We start from the raw sequence: 17,029 nt of genomic DNA, 5'->3' as shown, positions 1-17,029 counted from the left end.
TCCGGCTGTTCCGGTGCGGCTTGCGGGTGGGGGCGCAGAATCGCCCGCATGGACACGCCCGCGTCTTCCGTTCCCGCTTCCGCTGCCCCGGTGGCGGCGCCAGCTCCCATCGGTGCCGATCCGCTGTACATGCAGGTCGCGGCCCATTACCGCCAGGCCATCGCGGCCGGCACGATGCCGCCGGGCAGCCGGATGCCGTCGGTGCGGACCTTGATGGGCCTGCATCGCGTCAGCCTCAGCACCGCGCTGCAGGCCTGCCGGCTGCTGGAGAGCCAGGGCCTGCTGCAAGCCCGTCAGCGCGCCGGCTACTTCGTCCGCGCCCCGCGGCCGTCGCGGCTGGCCCGGGCCGCGGAGCCGCGCCAGACGCAGGCCGATCCGGCACGCTTCGTCGGCGTGCATGAGCGCATCTCGGAGATCCTGACCCGCGGCATCGCGGCGAAGACGGAGGTGAACCTCTCCGGCGCCTGCGCGCATCCGTCGCTGTATCCGACCCGCGCGCTGGCGCTGCATGGCCAGCGGCTGCTGCGCCGCCGTCCGGAGATCCTCGGCACCCAGCCTGATCCGCAAGGACTGCTGGCGCTGCGGCAGGGCCTGTCGCGGCTGGCGCTGAACGCGCAGATCCAGCTCGATCCGTCGCAGCTCGTCATCACGCATGGCTGCACCGAGGCGCTGAGCATCGCGCTGCGTGCGGTGACCCAGCCCGGCGACGCGGTGGCGGTCGAGTCACCGACCTACTACGGCCTGCTTCAGCTGCTGGAGAGCCTCAACCTGCGCGCGCTGGAGATTCCGACCAGCCCGCACACCGGTTTGTCGGTGGAGGCGCTCGAGGCGGCGGCGGTGCGGGAGCCGCGGCTCAAGGCGGTGGTGGTCGTGCCCAACCTGCAGAACCCGCTGGGCGCGGTGATGCCGGATGCGGCCAAGCAGGCGCTGCTGGCGGTCTGCGAGGACCGCGACCTCGCGCTGATCGAGGACGACACCTACGCGCTGCTGTGCGACACGCCGCAGCGGGCCATCAAGTCCTGGGACACGACGGGGCGGGTGATCTTCTGCTCCTCGCTGCACAAGACGCTGGCGCCCGGCATGCGGGTGGGATGGATCGCGGCGGGACGCTGGCAGCCTCGGGTGGAGATCCTCAAGTACGCGCAGAGCCGGCCCAACGAGATGCTGGGGCAGGCGATCCTGGCCGAGTTCCTGGCTGGCGGGCAGATCGAGCGGCATCTGCGCACGCTGCGGGGCAAGCTCGCGGCGCAACGCGAGCAGATGGCCGCGGCGCTGTCGGACGAGCTGCCCGCCGGCACGCGGCTCAGCCTGCCGCCCGGCGGGCCCAGCCTGTGGGTGGAACTGCCGCAGGGGCTGTCGTCGCTGGCGCTGTTCGACGCGGCGCTGGAGAAGGGCGTGCGGCTGGGACCGGGGCTGATGTACTCGAACTCGGACCGCTTCGACAACTTCATCCGCATCAACGCCGGCAATCCGATGGACGACGCGCAGCGGCGCGCCATCGCGACGCTGGGCGAGCTGTGCGCGTCGATGCTGCGCGCGCGCTGAGCGCCGCCGGGCCAGGGCTACACTGCCGGCCCATGAGTTCCTGCATCGCATTCATCGGCGGCGGCAACATGGCCAGCGCCATCATCGGCGGCCTGCGCCGGGCGGGTCATCCGGCCGGGGACCTGCTGGTGGTCGAGCCCTTCGAGGCCCAGCGCGAGCGCCTCGCCGCCGAATTCGGACTCCAGCCGCTGGCCGCGGCCGACGCGTCGCTGACGCGCGCTCACGCGGTGGTCTGGGCGGTCAAGCCGCAGCTGTTCCAGGAAGCGGCCGCCCCGGTGGCGGCGCACGTGCGCGGCGCCCTGCAGCTCTCGGTGATGGCGGGCCTGCGCAGCGACGCGATCGCGCGTGCGACCGGCGCGGCTCGAGTGGTGCGCGGCATGCCCAACACGCCGGCGCTGATCGGGCAGGGCATCACCGGCCTGCATGCCAGCGCCGCCGTCACCGCGGACGACCGCGCGCTGGTCGAGCAGCTGCTGCGGCCGACCGGCCGCACCGTGTGGGTCGATGCCGAAGGCGATCTCGACACCGTCACCGCGCTGTCGGGCTCGGGCCCGGCGTATTTCTTCTTCCTCGTCGAGCACATGGTCGCCGCCGCGCGCGTGCTGGGCCTGGACGAGGCCAAGGCGCGCGAGCTGGCGCTGGCCACCTGCGGCGGCGCGGCCGCGCTGGCGCTGCAATCGGGCGACTCGCCGGCTGCGCTGCGCGAGAAGGTCACGTCCAAGGGCGGCACGACGCACGCCGCGATCACCAGCCTGCAGGGCGATGGCGTCGGCGAGGCGATCGAGCGCGCCGTCAAGGCCGCGCACCGCCGCGCCGGCGAGCTGGGCGACGAGTTCGGCCGGGCCTGAACCGCGCGTCGTCCCCCTGACCACCGCATTCGAACCGACGCCAGATCGATGGGAATCGCCGACCGCTGGGGCCTGCGCGCATGGCTGCGCGCGCCGGGCTCGTTGAGCAAGCGCCTGGCCGCGACCGGCCTGCGCTTCCAGGTGCAGGTGCTGCGCCAGACCACGGCGCCGCTGCGGCCGCAGGAGCGCGCCGCGCTCGGCCTGCCGCGGCGCGGATTGACCGTCGTGCGCGAGGTGCTGCTGTACGTCGACGGCCGGCCGCTGGTGTGGGCGCGCTCGGCGGTGCACGGGGATTCGCTCGCCGGGCCGTGGAAGGCCTTGAAGGGCCTGGGCAGCCGCCCGCTGGGCCACCTGCTGTACGACGATCCCCGCATCCATCGCAGCGAACTGCAGCCGCGCCGCGTCACCCGCCATGGCGCGACGCACCGCCAGATGCAGCGGCAATGGCTGGCCGCGACCGGCACCGAGGCGCCGCTCGGCATGCAGTGGTCGCGCAATTCGGTCTTCACCCGGCACGGTCAGCAGCTGCGGGTGATGGAGATGTTCGTGCCCGACGTCGCGCAGCGCGACCCCGGGCCGTTGCGGCGCAAGTCGAGGCCGCGCCGCTGAGCGCGGCGGCGCGATCGCGGCGCGCCTTCCGGAGTTCCTCATGTCCGATCCGAATCCTTCCCCCGCCGTTGAGCAGCCGTCCCTCGCGGCGCGGTTGACGGCGGGCTCGCGGCGCTGGCTGCGGGCGCTGCGCCCGGCGCCGATGCGCGTGGACGCGCGCGAGCGCCTGCGCGTGGTCGCCGGCGCGATCGCGGGCGTGCTGTTGACGGCGGCGCTGACGGCGCTGCTCGCGCACCACGGGTCCAGCCTGCCGTGGCTGGTCGCGCCGGTGGGCGCGAGCGCGGTGCTGGTGTTCGGCGTGCCGGCGAGCCCGCTGGCGCAGCCCTGGGCGGTGGTGATGGGCAACACGGCCTCGGCGCTGGTGGGCATCGCCAGCGTGCATCTGTTCGGCAGCGAGCCGCAGCTGGCCGCGGCGATCGCCGTCGGCGGCGCGATCGGCGCGATGTTCGTGTTGCGCTGCCTGCATCCGCCCGGCGGCGCGGCGGCGCTGCTGATGGTGCTGACCGGCGTGCACGACTGGCGCTTCGCGCTGGATCCGGTGATGCTGAACTCGACGCTGCTGGTGGCGGCGGGCATGGTCTACAACGGCGTCACCGGCCGCCGCTATCCGCACCCGCAGGTGGCGACGCCGGCTGCGGCCAGCGGCGTGGCGGCGCGCGAGGCGACCGCCTTCAGCGGCGCCGACCTGGAGACGGTGCTGGCGCATTACAACCAGGTGCTGGACATGCCGCGGGACGACCTGCAGGCGATCGTCGACGAGGCCGGCCTGCTGGCCGCGCGGCGGCGCATGACGACGCTGCGCTGCGAGGACGTGATGTCGCGCGACGTGAAGGTGGCCGAGTGGGGCACGCCGCTGCAGGAGGCCTGGTCGATGCTGCGGGAGCGGCACATCAAGGCGCTGCCGGTGGTGGACCGGGCGCGGCGGGTGATCGGGATCGTGACGCTGGCGGACTTCATGCGCGGCGCGGCGCTGGACCTGCACGACGACTGGCCGTCGCGGCTGCGGCGGCTGATCCTGCCGACGACGACGACGCACAGCGACAAGCCGGAGGTGGTGGGGCAGATCATGAGCCGGCAGGTGCGGGTGGCCAGCGCGGAGCGGCCGCTGGCGGACCTGGTGCCGATGTTCGCGGCGACCGGCCACCACCACATCCCGATCGTCGGCAACGAGGCCCGGCTGGTGGGGATCCTCACGCAGTCGGACCTGGTGGCGGCGCTGGCGAGGATGGATGGGCTCTAAGCCGGCGTTCAGGCACGGCGGATAGACTCCGCCAGCCTCATCCCGCCCCACCAGATCGCCGATGGACATCGATCCCGAAGAACTCATCGAGAACGCCCGCCAGGCCATCGAGCCGCCCGAGGCTCCCGTGCGCCAGTCGCGCCTGAACATCGCGGTGGCGGTGACGGTCGCGCTGCTCGCGACCTTCATGGGCATCTGCAAGGTCAAGGACGACAACATCAACCAGAACATGCAGCTGGCGCAGGCCGACAAGATCGATCACTGGGGCTTCTATCAGGCGCGCAACGCGCGCGAGGAGATCGCCAAGGCGACCCTGACGCAGCTGAAGCTGCAGGCGATCGGCGCGCCGGCCTCGGCGGCCGAGGGCTACCAGCAGGCGATCGTGCGCTACGAGACGCTGGCCGCCGAGCAGTCGGCCAAGAAGGACGAGCTGCGCAAGCAGGCCGAAGCGGACCAGCAGCGCTACGACGCGCTGAACTTCCGCGACGACCAGTTCGACCTCTCCGACGCGCTGCTCGCCATCGCGATCGCGATGCTCGCGATCACCGCGCTGACGCAGATGTGGGCGCTCTTCGCGGTGGCAATGGTGCCGACGGTGTTCGGCGTGCTGATGGGACTGGCCGGCCTCGGCGGCTGGCCGCTGCATCCGGACGTGATCGTCCAGCTGCTGTCCTGAGCCCTCGTCGGGCCAGAAGCGGGAACGGGCGCGCGCTCAGCGCAGCGCGAGGTCCAGCGCCGTGCCCGCGAAGATCGCGAAGCCGACCCAGTGGTTCTCGCGGAAGGCCTTGAAGCAGCCTTCGCGGCCGCGGTCCTTGATGAGCGTGTAGTGCCAGGCGACCTGCGCCGCCGCCGCCGCGAGGCCGGCCAGGAACCAGTGGCCCATGCCCAGGCGCAGGCCGAGCGCGGCCCACAGGGCCAGGAACACGACATAGAAGGCCATCACGCCGATGACGTCGAAGCGGCCCAGCGTCAGCGCGGAGGTCTTGATGCCGATGCGGATGTCGTCGTCGCGGTCGACCATGGCGTACTCGGTGTCATAGGCCAGCACCCAGAACAGGTTGGCCAGGAGCAGTCCCCAGGCCGACAGCGGCACGGACGCGCCGATCGCCTGCAGGCTCCACTCCCGCCCGCCGAGCGCGGCCGAGAACGCCATCGGGATGCCGAAGGAGAAGGCCACGCCCAGCACCGCCTGCGGCATCGAGATCCAGCGCTTGGTGAAGGGGTAGAGGATGGTCACGCCGAGCGCGGCGAAGGACAGCAGGATGGTGGGCGGATTGGTCGTGAGCACCAGCGCGAAGGCGATCAGCGACAGCACGGCGCCCAGCGTCAGGGCCTGCTTCACCGAGATCAGGCCGGCGGTGACCGGGCGCTGGGCGGTGCGCTTGACGTGCTTGTCGAACTCGCGGTCGGCGACGTCGTTGACGGCGCAGCCGGCGCTGCGCATCAGGAAGGTGCCGAGCGTGAAGACCAGCAGCAGGTGCCAGCCGGGCCAGCCGTCGGCGGCCATCCACAGCGCGGCCAGCGTCGGCCACAGCAGCAGGTAGGTGCCGGCCGGCCGGTCCCAGCGGATCAGGTTCAGATACAGCGACAGACGCGACGGCGCGGCGGGAGAGGGGGCGGCGGGAGTCATGGCGGGGATTGTCGCGCCGCCCGGGCCGTGCGCGCTGCACGGAGCGCTCAGGGCAGCTTGCGGCGCAGCTCGGCGCTGTAGCGTGCGAGGCTATTGTGGTCCTCAGAAGTTCAGTTCCTCGAGTTCCGCCTGAGTGAGGCTACGTACGCGGCGGCGCTGGTCCTCGCGTTGTTGCTGCAAAAGGGCGGGATCGCTCTCGGTCAGAAGCTCGACCACCGTCATCCCTGGAGCGATCGCATCCAGGTAGCGCAGCAACTGGCCGATTGCCAGCCCTGGATCGCCCCGTTCGATGCGGTAAGCCGTGTTGCGCGACAGACCGGCGCGAATGGCGGCATCCGCCTGCTTGATCTGGCGCGCCACGCGCAGCCGTGCCAGGAGTTCGCCCAGTTGAGCGCACTCGGATTGCAGATGGGTCGGCAGGGCGGAGAACTGATGAACTTTCATGCTCGTTAAATCGAGCGCTATCGCGATAAGGCTCGATTTAACGAGCATGAGCGGGCTTGCGCAGCCGCTCCCACAACGCCCCCGCCTCGCCCACCAGGCCGCGGCGGAAGGCCAGCACGCACAGGATGAAGATCAGCCCCGTGACCAGGCTGACCGACTCACCCAGGCCGGTGAACCACTGCACGCCCGTGACCCCGGCCAGCCACTGGCCCAGGTCGCCGATCTTGTTCTCCAGCGCGATGATCACCAGCGCCCCGACGATCGGCCCCACCATCGTCCCCATGCCGCCCACCAGCGTCATCAGGATCACCAGCCCCGAGGTCGTCCACACCGCGTCCGTCAGCGTCGCGAAGCCCAGCACCAGTGTCTTGGTCGCGCCCGCCAGCCCCGCCAGCGCCGCCGAGATCACGAACGCCATCAGCTTGAAACGCGCCGCGTCGTAGCCCAGCGACGTCGCCCGCGCCTCGTTCTCGCGGATCGACGTCAGCACCTGCCCGAACGGCGAATGCACCGTCCGGTAGATCAGCCAGAACCCGAACACGAAGATCGCCAGCACCAGGTAGTACAGCGCGTTGTCGTTCTCCAGGTCGATGCCCAGCAGACGCCCGCGCGGCACCGACTGCAGCCCGTCCTCGCCGCCGGTGAACGGCGCCTGCAGGAAGTAGAAGAACAGCATCTGCGCCAGCGCCAGCGTGATCATCGAGAAATAGATCCCCGAGCGCCGGATCGCCAGCAGCCCGAACACCAGCCCCGCCACCGCCCCCATCAGCATGCCGAAGGCGATGCCCAGCAGCGGCGGGAAACCCCAGACCTTCAGCGCGTGCCCCGCGCCATAGGCCGCCGCGCCCAGGAAGGCCGCGTGCCCGAAGCTCAGCAGCCCGGTGAAGCCGATCAGCAGGTTGAAGGCGCACGCGAACAGCGCATAGCACATCACCTTCATCGCGAAGATCGGATAGACGCCCAGCAAGGGCAGCAGCGCGATGCCGATGAACAGGGCCACGTAGCCCAGCGGTTTCTTGTTCATTTCTCTTTGCCGAACAGGCCGGCCGGACGCACCAGCAGCACCGCCGCCATGATGACGAACACCACGGTGTTGGAGCCCTCCGGATAGAAGACCTTGGTCAGACCCTCGATCACGCCCAGCCCCAGGCCGGTCAGGATCGAGCCCAGGATCGAGCCCATGCCCCCGATCACCACCACCGCGAAGACGACGATGATCAGGTTGGAGCCCATCAGCGAATTCACCTGCAGGATCGGCGCCGCCAGCACGCCGGCGAACCCCGCCAGCGCCACGCCGCCCGCGTAGGTCAGCGTCACCAGCCGCGGCACGTTCACCCCGAAGGCCTGCACCAGCTTCGGGTTCTCCGTGCCCGCGCGCAGCCGCGCGCCCAGCGAGGTCTTCTCGATCAGCACCCACACCCCCAGGCACACCACCAGCGAGGCCACCACCACCCAGGCGCGGTAGTTCGGCAGGATCATGAATCCCAGGTTGGTCGCGCCCGACAGCGCCTCGGGCGCCGCGTACGGCTGCCCGCCCACGCCGAAGAAGGAGCGGAACACCCCCTCGACCACCAGCGTCAGCCCGAAGGTCAGCAGCAGCCCGTACAGGTGGTCCAGCTTGTAGAGCCACTGCAGCAGCAGCCGCTCGATGACCAGCCCGAACACGCCCACCACCAGCGGCGCGATCAGCAGCATCGCCCAGTAGTTGATGCCCAGGTACTCCAGCCCCATCCACGCCAGGAACGCGCCCATCATGTAGAGCGCGCCATGGGCGAAGTTGATGATGTTCAGCATGCCGAAGATCACCGCCAGGCCCAGCGAGAGCATTGCGTAGAACGAGCCGTTCACCAGGCCCAGCAGCAGCTGGCCCAGCAGCGCGGGCAGCGGAACGCCAAAGAAGTCGGTCATGAGTCGTCGCTCATCCTGAACGGGAGGACGCGCCCGCGGCCCGGCCGCGCGGCGCGCCCAGGGTCACATCACTTCTTCACGAGCGGGCACTTCGAGTCGGCCAGCTTCGTGAACGCGTCGTCGCCGGGAATGCGGGTCACGACCTTGAAGTAGTCCCACGGCTCGGTCGATTCCTTCTGCGACTTCACCTGCAGCAGGAACATGTCGTGCACCGCGCGGCCATCCTCCTTGCGGATCGTGCCCTTCGTGTAGAAGTCGTTGACCGGCGTGGCCTTCATCTGCGCCATCACCTTGTCGCCGTCGTCGGTCTTGATCGCCTCGACCGCCTTCAGGTAGTGCGACACCGCCGAGTAGTCCGCCGCCTGCAGCGACGAGGGCATGCGCTTCATCTTCTCGAAGAAGCGGCGCGCCCAGACGCGCGATTCGGCGCTCTGGTTCCAGTACCAGCTGTCGGTCAGGTACATGCCCTCGGTGGTCTTCAGCCCCAGCGAGTGCACGTCGTTGATGAACATCAGCAGGCCGGCCAGCTTCATCGTCTTGGTGATGCCGAACTCGTTGGCCGCCTTGACCGCGTTGATGGTGTCGCCGCCGGCGTTGGCCAGGCCCAGGATCTGCGCCTTGGAGCTCTGCGCCTGCAGCAGGAAGGAGGAGAAGTCGCTGGCGTTGAGCGGGTGCTTCACCGAGCCCAGCACCTGGCCGCCGGCCTTGGCCACCACCGCCGACGTGTCGGCCTGCAGCGAGGTGCCGAAGGCGTAGTCCGCGGTCAGGAAGAACCAGCTCTTGCCGCCGTTCTTCACCACCGCCGCGCCGGTGCCGTTGGCCAGGGCCACGGTGTCGTAGGCGTAGTGGATGGTGTAGGGCGAGCATTCCTCGTTGGTCAGGCGCGAGGTGCCGGCGCCGATCGAGATGAAGGGCTTCTTCTTCTCCGCCGCCACCTTGGCCATCGCCAGGCTGGTGCCGGAGTTGGTGCCGCCTATCAGCAGGTCCAGCCCTTGCGTGTCGAACCACTCGCGCGCCTTGGACGCGGCCACGTCGGCCTTGTTCTGGTGGTCGGCGAAGACCAGCTCGATCTTCTTGCCCGCGGCCATGCCCTTGGCATCGGCGATGGCCATGCGGATCGCCTCCACGCCGCCGGCGCCGTCGATGTCGGCGTAGACGCTGGACATGTCGGTGATGATGCCGATCTTCACCACGTCGCCGGAAATCTGCGCCTGCGCGGCGAGGCTGCCGCAGGCCAGCACCGAGGCCAGGGCAACGGTCTTGAGGGTCGTCTTCATCGCTTGTCTCCTTTTCTAACGGCCTCGTCGGGCCACGCGGGTATCAGACTGGAAGCACCAAAGGCATGCGGATCCGCGCCGGGGCTACACGCTCAGCAGTTCGTCGAGCAGCGCGCGCTTGCTGTCCAGCTGCGCGGCGGCGAAGGACTCGACGACCTGGCCGTGTTCCATCACGACGAAGTGGTCCGCCAGCGGCGCGGCGAACCGGAAGTTCTGCTCCACCATCACGATGGTGAAGCCCTGCGCCTTGAGCGCGGTGATCATGCGGGCCAGCGCCTGGACGATGACCGGGGCCAGGCCCTCGGAGATCTCGTCCAGCAGCAGGATGTCGGCGCCGGTGCGCAGGATGCGGGCCACGGCCAGCATCTGCTGCTCGCCGCCGGACAGGCGCGTGCCCTGGCTGTGGCGGCGCTCGGCGAGGTTGGGGAACATCGCGTAGATCTCGTCCTCGGACATGATCTTTCCGCGCCCGCCCTTGAGCGGCGGCGGCAGCCGCAGGTTCTCCTCGGTGCTGAGCGAGGCGAAGATGCCGCGCTCCTCCGGGCAGTAGCCCAGGCCCAGGCGGGCGATGCGATGCGTGGGCAGGTGGACCGTCTCCTGGCCATGAACCTTGATCGAGCCGCTGCGGCGGTCGGTCAGGCCCATGATGGCGCGCAGCGTGGTCGTGCGGCCGGCGCCGTTGCGGCCCAGCAGCGTCAACACCTGACCCTGCGGCACGGCCAGGTCGATGCCGTGCAGGATGTGGCTCTCGCCGTACCAGGCCTGCAGGCCCTTGATCTCCAGCGCATGGGCCATCAATGCGCTCCCTGCAGTTCGGCGGCCTCGGAGCCCATGTAGGCCTCGAGCACCTTCGGGTGGCGGGAGACGGTGGCGTAGTCGCCCTCGGCCAGCACGGCGCCGCGCGCCAGCACGGTGATGCGGTCGGCGATGCTGCTGATCACCTTCATGTTGTGTTCCACCATCAGCACGGTGCGGCCCTCGGCGACGCGCTTGATCAGCGCGGTGACGCGGTCGACGTCTTCGTGGCCCATGCCCTGGGTCGGCTCGTCGAGCAGCATCAGTTCGGGTTCCATCGCCATGGTGGTGGCGATCTCCAGCGCCCGCTTGCGGCCGTAGGGCAGGTCCGCGGCGCGCAGCGCGGCCATGTCGCGCAGGTCCACGAGTTCCAGCAGCTCGAGCGCGCGGTTGTCGAGCTTGCGCAGCCCGCCCAGGCCGGTCCAGAAGTGGTAGCTGGTGCCGGTGAAGCGCTGCAGGCCGATGCGCACGTTCTCCAGCACCGTGAGGTGGGGGAACACGGCCGAGATCTGGAACGAGCGGATCACGCCGCGGCGCGCGATCTGCGCGGGCTTCTCGCCGGTGATGTCGCTGCCGTTGAAGAGGATCTGGCCCCGCGTCGGGGTCAGGAACTTCGTCAGCAGGTTGAAGCAGGTCGTCTTGCCGGCGCCATTGGGGCCGATCAGCGCGTGGATGTGCCCGCGCTGCACTTGCAGGTCGACGGAGTCCACGGCGGTGAAGCCCTTGAACTCCTTGGTCAGTTTGCGTGTCTCCAGGATGAGGGTGCTCATCGGCGCAAAGGTGGGCGCCGGGGAACCGGTGCCTCTGTAGTGGAGCCAGGAATTTAGGGCCCTGGCAAGGGCCGCGCACAGCGTAAAACCCTTTACGCAGCATTGCGCAAGGGCTAACCCTCGGAGTTGCGCCGAGGAGCTGACGCCTCACGCGGCATCACGCCGCAGCCATCTTTCACGAGGCTGACGGATGGGGGCCAGGACATGCCACAGGGGGCGCTGCGCGAGCGCGTGTCACCGGAATCTCCTGCGGGAGAACGGTGCTTCTTCCGAACGGGGAGGGCGGGACATGGCCCGGATGGCTATGCTGCGCGCCGACAACCCATTGATACCTTGGAGGTTCCCCATGATCCGTTCCGGCAAGTTCGCTGTTCTCGGGCTCGCGCTCGCCCTGTCCGCCGCCGGCGCGCAGGCCGCCGCGCCGCAGGTGAAGACGCAGGCGCCCGGGTACTACCGCATGATGCTGGGCGACTTCGAGATCACCGCGCTGAACGACGGCACGATCGATCTGCCGGTCGACCAGCTGATGGACAAGGCCAAGCCCGGCACGGTGGTGAAGGCGCTGGCCAAGAGCTTCCTGAAGCCGCCGGTCGAGACCTCGATCAATGCCTACCTGATCAACACCGGCACCAGGCTGGTGCTGATCGATACCGGCGCGAACGGCGCCTTCGGTCCGACGACGGGCCGGCTGCTGGCCAACCTGAAGGCGGCGGGCTACCAGCCGGAGCAGGTCGACGAGATCTACATCACCCACCTGCATCCGGACCATGCGATGGGTCTGACGAAGGACGGCCAGGCGGTGTTCCCGAATGCCGTGGTGCGCATGGACCAGCATGACGCCGACTTCTGGCTCAACGCGGAGAACGCGGCCAAGGATCCGGCGCACAAGGACTTCTTCGGCGCGGCCGCGGCGGCGCTCAAGCCGTACCAGGACGCGGGCCGCCTGAAGCCGTTCAGCGGCGAGACCGAGCTGGTGCCGGGCGTGCGCACGCACGCGGCCTACGGCCACACGCCGGGGCACACGGTCTACATGGTGGAGAGCCAGGGCCAGAAGCTGGCGGTGTGGGGCGACCTGATGCACGTCGCGGCGGTGCAGTTCCCGGATCCGGCGGTGACGATCAACTTCGACACCGATTCGAAGCAGGCCATGCCGCAGCGCAAGCTGGCCTACGCGGATGCCGCCAAGCAGGGCTACTGGGTGGCGGTCGCGCATGTGTCCTTCCCGGGCATCGGCCACGTGGCGCAGGACGGCAAGGGCTACCGCTGGGTGCCGGTGAACTACAGCATCAAGCCGTAAGCGGGGTTCGGGCGCCGGCCTCGATGTGACGTTGGAGGCCGGTCACCAGCGCCTCGAACACCGCCCGGCAGCGCGGGCTGTCGCGCAGGTCCTCGTGCATCGTGACCCAGGTGTCGAGCGGGATGCTGAACGCGTCCGCGAGCACGCGCCTGAGCGCCGGGTCCCGCTTGGCGAGGCCCACCTGGCAGGCCCCGATGCCCGCGCCCGCGCGGATCAGCGACAGCTGCGCGAGATCGCTGTCCGCGCGCAGCGCGAGGCGCTCGCGCTCGAGCACCGGAAAGCGCTGCGCCAGCGCCCGCACGTAGGGCGGCGGCTGGTCGTAGCCGATCAGCGCGTGGCCCTCCATCAGCGCCTGCATCGTGGACGGCACGCCCCGCGCCGCCAGATAGCGCTCATGCGCATGCAGGCCGACGTCGATGGTGCCGACGCGGCGCGCGATCAGCTGCTCCTGCTTCGGCGGCGTCATCCGGATCGCGATGTCCGCCTCGCGCCGCAGCAGGTCCTGCACCTTGTTGCTCAGCACCAGCTCGACGACCAGCTGCGGATGGCGCTCCCGCATCGTCGCGATCAGCGGCGGCAGGATCTCCACGCCGACCACCTCGCTCGCGGTCACCCGCACCACGCCGCGCACGCCGTCGCCATGGCTGCGCGCGGTGCGCTCCAGCGCGGCGGCCGTGCTGTCCATCGCCTCCGCGTAGGGCCGCAGCGCCAGTGCCGCCTCCGTCGGCAGCAGCCCCGCCGGCGTGCGCACGAACAGCGACTGGCCCACCTGCGCCTCCAGCGCCGCCACGTGCCGGCCCACCGTCGGCTGCGTCAGATCCAGCACCCGCGCCGCGCCGGACAGCGAGCCCTCGCGCAACACCCCCAGGAAGGAGCGGTACCACTCCCATGCGATCGTCGAAGTCATTCATAAATGTATAGCTGCTTAGCGATGCTCGGTAATTTTCAGGAAAGCCGCTGTTTTCCAGAATCCGTCCCATGCCTTCAACACGACAGGAGCAGGCGATGGATGCGATGACTTCGATGGATGCGATCGGCGCGCTGGGCGCGATGACCGCGGTGGCGCGGCGCACGGCCCTGGTGCTGGGCGCCAGCGGCGGCATCGGCGGCGCGGTGGCCCGGGCCCTGCGCGACGCCGGCTGGACGGTGCGGGCGCTCAAGCGCGGGCTGGCCGGTGAGTCCGAGCACCGCGACGGCCTGCACTGGCTGCGCGGCGACGCGCTCGACGCGATGGACGTGCAGCGCGCCGCGCAGGGCTGCGACGTGATCGTCCATGCGGTCAATCCGCCCGGCTACCGCCACTGGCGCGAGCAGGTGCTGCCGATGCTCGACAACACGCTCGCCGCCGCGGCGGCGCGCGGCGCGACGGTGGTGCTGCCGGGCACGGTCTACAACTTCGGCCCCGACGCCTTGCCCCACCCCGGCGAGGACGCGCCGCAGCGGCCGCTGACGCGCAAGGGCGCGATCCGCGTCGAGATGGAGCGCCGCCTGCGCGAAGGCGCCGAGCGCGGCCAGTTCCGCGCCATCGTGCTGCGGGCGGGGGACTTCTTCGGGCCCGGCGCGGCGAACAACTGGTTCTCGCAAGGGCTGATCACGCCGGGCAAGCCGGTGACGCGCGTTCAGCAGGTGGGGGCGGACGGTGTCGGCCACCAATGGGCCTATCTGCCGGATGTCGCCGCGGCGATGGTCGCGCTGATCGCGCAGCGCGATGCGCTGCCGGCCTTTGCCCGCTTTCATTTCGAGGGCCATTGGGACGCCGACGGCCGCCAGATGGTCGAAGCGATCCAGCGGGTGGTCCAGCGCCGCAGCGGGGCAACGCCGCGCGTCGCGCGCTTTCCGTGGTGGGCGGTCCGGCTGGCGCAGGCGGTGGTGCCGCTGTTCCGCGAGCTCGCCGAGATGCGCTACCTCTGGCGCGAGCCGCTGCGGATGGACGAGGCCCGCCTGGCGGCGCGGCTCGCCCACGCCGGCGGCGTGCCGCACACGCCGCTCGAGATCGCGGTCGAGCGCACGCTCGAATCGCTGGGTTGCCTGCCGGCCCCGGCCGGGGCGCTCACTCGAAATACTGCTGGCGCAGGCGCTCGTAGCGCCCGTCCCGCCTGATGCGGTCCAGCGCGGCCTGCAGCCGGCGCGCGATCGCGGGATCGCTGTCCGCCGGCAGGCCGTACCAGTAGGACTTGTCCACGTCCAAGGGCAGGACCGGCGTCAGCGTCGCATAGGGCAGCTTGAGCTCGCGCAGGTGCCAGGCGGCGGCCCAGTCCAGCAGCGCGATCAGCTCCATGCGTCCGGCCAGCAGCTTGCGCAGGTTGGTCGCGTCGTCCAGACCCAGTTCCAGCTCCACCTCCGGCCGCAGGCCTTCGGCGAGCAGCGTCTTCGCCGCCGCCGAGTCGCGCGACACGCCCAGCCGCCAGCCGTTGAGCTGCTTCAGGCTCGCTGGCCGCACATCGGTCCGGCGGCTGAGCCGGTACACCAGGATGCGCCGCGGACTGATCGGGCCGACCCAGCGGAACTGGGACTCGCGCTCGGGCGTGCGGGTCAGCGAGAACAGCACGCTGTCCGGATGCCGCGACGCTTCCTGCACCGAGCGCTGCCAGGGCAGCACCTCGATGCGCAGCCGCAGGCCGGCGTCGGCGGTCATCGCCTTCAGCAGCTCGGTGCTGAAGCCGCGCGGCACGCCGCCGTCCGCGTAGTTCAGCGGCGGCAGGTTCTCGGTGAAGCCGACCAGCTCCTGGGAGGCCTCGGCCGGCGCCTGCGAGGCCAGCGCCGGCGGCAACGCGCCCGCCATGAGTCCGGCCGCCAGCAGGAGGCAGCTCAGGCGGCGCTCCTTCGACGGCTCGATCGCATTCGGCATCGGCGCAGTGTAGGAAACGCGCGTGACAGGCCGGCAGCGATGCCGGGCCGCGAATGCCAATGAAGTCACGCCGTCCGCACGGGCGGGGCGGCTGGCGCCCGGCCTGCGCGGCCGCCGGATCAGGCGTCCATCTGCTTCTGGAAGACCAGGCCGGCGTGCTCCCGCAGCGCGTGGAACTTGATCTTGGGCCAGTTCTCCTGCATCGCGCGCAGTTCGCCGGCGTATTCGAGCAGCACCGTCGGCGCGTTGACCGCGTCCCAGGCCACGCGGTGCGCGTTGTGGTCGATGAAGCGGCGCAACTCCTTCTCGCCGCCGTCGGCCTCGTCGCAGGTCACCCAGCGCGCGACGTTGTAGCGCGCCGGCATGATGCGGGCCTTGACGCCGTATTCATGCTCCAGCCGGTGCGCGACGACCTCGAACTGCAGCTGGCCGACCGCGCCCAGCAGCAGCACGCTGCCGGCCTCGGGGCGGAAGACCTGGATCGCGCCTTCCTCGCCGAGCTGGCGCAGGCCCTCGCGCAGCTGCTTGGTCTTGAGCGGGTCCGCCACTTCGACGGAGCGGAACATTTCCGGCGCGAAGAAGGGCAGGCCGGTGTACTGCAGCGCCTCGCCCTCGGTGATGGTGTCGCCCAGCTGCAGCACGCCGTGGTTGGGGATGCCGATGATGTCGCCGGCGAAGGCCTCGTCCAGCAGCTCGCGGCGCTGCGACAGGAAGCTCACCACCGTGTTGGGCCGCAGCTCCTTGCCCGAGCGCACGACCTTGAGCCGCATGCCGCGCTCGAAGTGGCCCGAGGCCACGCGCAGGAACGCGATCCGGTCGCGGTGCGACGGGTCCATGTTGGCCTGGATCTTGAAGACCACGCCGGTGAACTTGGGCTCCTCGGGCTGCACCACGCGCTGCATCGCGGCGCGCTCGGCGGGGGCGGGCGCCAGCTCGACCAGCGCATCCAGCACCTCCTGCACGCCGAAGTTGTTCACCGCGGAGCCGAAGAACATCGGCGTCTGCCTGCCGGTCAGGAAGGCCTCTTCATCGAAAGAAGGCGCGGCCTCCTTGACCAGCTCGATCTCGCCCTGCGCGTTCTCGTACTGCATGCCGAAGCGCTCGAGGTAGGCCGGGTTGTCCAGACCGTCCAGCACTTCCTCGGTGCCGGCGGCGCGGTCCTCGCCGGGCGAGAACACGCGCATGCGCTGCTGGCGCAGGTCCATCACGCCGTGGAAGTGCTTGCCCATGCCGACCGGCCAGGTGAAGGGCACCACCGTCATGCCCAGCTCGCGCTCGATCTCGTCCATCAGCGCCAGCGGCTCCTGGACCTCGCGGTCGAGCTTGTTGACGAAGGTCAGGATCGGCGTGTTGCGCGCGCGGCAGACCTGCAGCAGGCGGCGGGTCTGCGGCTCCACGCCGTTGGCCGCGTCGATGACCATCAGCGCCGCGTCGACGGCGGTCAGCACGCGGTAGGTGTCCTCGGAGAAGTCCTGGTGGCCCGGGGTGTCCAGCAGGTTGATGACGCAGTCACGGTACTCCATCTGCATCACCGACGAGGCCACCGAGATGCCGCGCTGCTTCTCGATCTCCATCCAGTCGGAGGTCGCATGGCGCGAGGCCTTGCGCGCCTTCACCGAGCCCGCGATCTGGATCGCGCCGGAGAACAGCAGCAGCTTTTCCGTCAGCGTGGTCTTGCCCGCGTCAGGGTGCGAAATGATGGCGAAGGTGCGGCGGCGGCGCACTTCGGACTGGATGCGGCTGGGCTGGTCGGTGGACATGGCGCGAAAGAGGCGGCGAACCCGCGATTATCGGCCATCGCCCCCGCGAGGCCCCAAC

Annotated in this window: 17 protein-coding genes; 7 read left to right on the top strand and 10 right to left on the bottom strand. The window is 70.3% G+C overall.

The annotated features are described in order from the left end of the window. The first annotated feature begins 48 nt into the window (after window positions 1–48). The 5 genes from ACEN96_RS01570 (at window position 49) to ACEN96_RS01550 (ending at window position 4,918) form a co-directional block, all read left to right on the top strand. Window positions 49–1,545 carry an aminotransferase-like domain-containing protein gene (locus ACEN96_RS01570; protein ID WP_495586302.1) on the top strand — a complete coding sequence of 499 codons (1,497 nt, stop codon included), beginning with the start codon at window positions 49–51 and terminating at the stop codon, window positions 1,543–1,545. A gap of 32 nt (window positions 1,546–1,577) precedes the next feature. Continuing rightward, the gene (gene proC, locus ACEN96_RS01565) at window positions 1,578–2,393 is read left to right on the top strand and encodes a pyrroline-5-carboxylate reductase (protein WP_495586301.1); all 816 of its coding nucleotides are present in this window, start codon (window positions 1,578–1,580) and stop codon (window positions 2,391–2,393) included. A 48-nt stretch (window positions 2,394–2,441) separates the two neighbouring features. Further along, a complete protein-coding gene (locus tag ACEN96_RS01560) occupies window positions 2,442–3,002 on the top strand; it encodes a chorismate--pyruvate lyase family protein (protein WP_495586300.1) in 561 nt (186 codons plus the stop codon). Between the two features lie 40 nt (window positions 3,003–3,042). Continuing rightward, window positions 3,043–4,242 carry an HPP family protein gene (locus ACEN96_RS01555; protein WP_495586299.1) on the top strand — a complete coding sequence of 400 codons (1,200 nt, stop codon included), beginning with the start codon at window positions 3,043–3,045 and terminating at the stop codon, window positions 4,240–4,242. Between the two features lie 61 nt (window positions 4,243–4,303). Next, window positions 4,304–4,918, top strand: coding sequence for a DUF4337 domain-containing protein (locus ACEN96_RS01550; protein ID WP_495586298.1), 615 nt, complete (start codon window positions 4,304–4,306; stop codon window positions 4,916–4,918). 36 nt (window positions 4,919–4,954) lie between these two features. On the opposite strand, the gene ubiA is transcribed toward ACEN96_RS01550, so the two are convergent. From ubiA to ACEN96_RS01515, 7 genes are all read right to left on the bottom strand, one after another. After that, on the bottom strand, window positions 4,955–5,872 hold the full coding sequence (ubiA, locus tag ACEN96_RS01545) for a 4-hydroxybenzoate octaprenyltransferase (protein ID WP_495586297.1): 918 nt from the start codon (window positions 5,870–5,872) through the stop codon (window positions 4,955–4,957). Window positions 5,873–5,974: 102 nt separating this feature from the next. Then, the gene (locus ACEN96_RS01540) at window positions 5,975–6,316 is read right to left on the bottom strand and encodes a helix-turn-helix domain-containing protein (RefSeq protein WP_495586296.1); all 342 of its coding nucleotides are present in this window, start codon (window positions 6,314–6,316) and stop codon (window positions 5,975–5,977) included. Between the two features lie 37 nt (window positions 6,317–6,353). Continuing rightward, window positions 6,354–7,340, bottom strand: coding sequence for a branched-chain amino acid ABC transporter permease (locus tag ACEN96_RS01535; RefSeq protein WP_495586295.1), 987 nt, complete (start codon window positions 7,338–7,340; stop codon window positions 6,354–6,356). Continuing rightward, entirely contained in the window at window positions 7,337–8,224 is an 888-nt protein-coding gene (locus ACEN96_RS01530; protein ID WP_495586294.1) for a branched-chain amino acid ABC transporter permease, read from the bottom strand. Before ACEN96_RS01530 ends, ACEN96_RS01535 begins: the two co-directional genes overlap by 4 nt. A gap of 68 nt (window positions 8,225–8,292) precedes the next feature. Then, the gene (locus ACEN96_RS01525; protein WP_495586293.1) at window positions 8,293–9,501 is read right to left on the bottom strand and encodes an ABC transporter substrate-binding protein; all 1,209 of its coding nucleotides are present in this window, start codon (window positions 9,499–9,501) and stop codon (window positions 8,293–8,295) included. A gap of 84 nt (window positions 9,502–9,585) precedes the next feature. Continuing rightward, entirely contained in the window at window positions 9,586–10,296 is a 711-nt protein-coding gene (locus ACEN96_RS01520; RefSeq protein WP_495586292.1) for an ABC transporter ATP-binding protein, read from the bottom strand. Continuing rightward, a complete protein-coding gene (locus ACEN96_RS01515) occupies window positions 10,296–11,066 on the bottom strand; it encodes an ABC transporter ATP-binding protein (RefSeq protein ID WP_495586291.1) in 771 nt (256 codons plus the stop codon). Before ACEN96_RS01515 ends, ACEN96_RS01520 begins: the two co-directional genes overlap by 1 nt. Before the next feature lie 346 nt (window positions 11,067–11,412). On the opposite strand from ACEN96_RS01515, the gene ACEN96_RS01510 reads away from it, so the two are divergent. Beyond that, window positions 11,413–12,363: an MBL fold metallo-hydrolase gene (locus tag ACEN96_RS01510; protein WP_495586290.1), complete on the top strand. Its 951-nt coding sequence runs from the start codon at window positions 11,413–11,415 to the stop codon at window positions 12,361–12,363. On the opposite strand, the gene ACEN96_RS01505 is transcribed toward ACEN96_RS01510, so the two are convergent. Beyond that, window positions 12,353–13,270 carry a LysR family transcriptional regulator gene (locus ACEN96_RS01505; protein ID WP_495586289.1) on the bottom strand — a complete coding sequence of 306 codons (918 nt, stop codon included), beginning with the start codon at window positions 13,268–13,270 and terminating at the stop codon, window positions 12,353–12,355. The genes ACEN96_RS01510 and ACEN96_RS01505 overlap by 11 nt on opposite strands. A 134-nt stretch (window positions 13,271–13,404) precedes the next feature. Here ACEN96_RS01505 and ACEN96_RS01500 point away from each other — a divergent pair, with 134 nt between their 5' ends. Continuing rightward, window positions 13,405–14,463 (top strand): NAD-dependent epimerase/dehydratase family protein, encoded by a 1,059-nt coding sequence (locus ACEN96_RS01500; protein WP_495588532.1) that lies wholly within the window; start codon window positions 13,405–13,407, stop codon window positions 14,461–14,463. On the opposite strand, the gene ACEN96_RS01495 is transcribed toward ACEN96_RS01500, so the two are convergent. Further along, complete coding sequence (locus ACEN96_RS01495; protein WP_495586288.1) at window positions 14,414–15,211, bottom strand: substrate-binding periplasmic protein; 798 nt, start codon at window positions 15,209–15,211, stop codon at window positions 14,414–14,416. The genes ACEN96_RS01500 and ACEN96_RS01495 overlap by 50 nt on opposite strands. Before the next feature lie 119 nt (window positions 15,212–15,330). Next, window positions 15,331–16,971 carry a peptide chain release factor 3 gene (locus tag ACEN96_RS01490; protein WP_495586287.1) on the bottom strand — a complete coding sequence of 547 codons (1,641 nt, stop codon included), beginning with the start codon at window positions 16,969–16,971 and terminating at the stop codon, window positions 15,331–15,333. Window positions 16,972–17,029: the final 58 nt, after the last annotated feature.

This window comes from Roseateles sp. Mitsp63, from assembly GCF_059491535.1.
The sequence above is the reverse complement of the archived record's forward strand: the minus strand, read 5'-3'. Positions and strand labels throughout refer to the sequence as shown.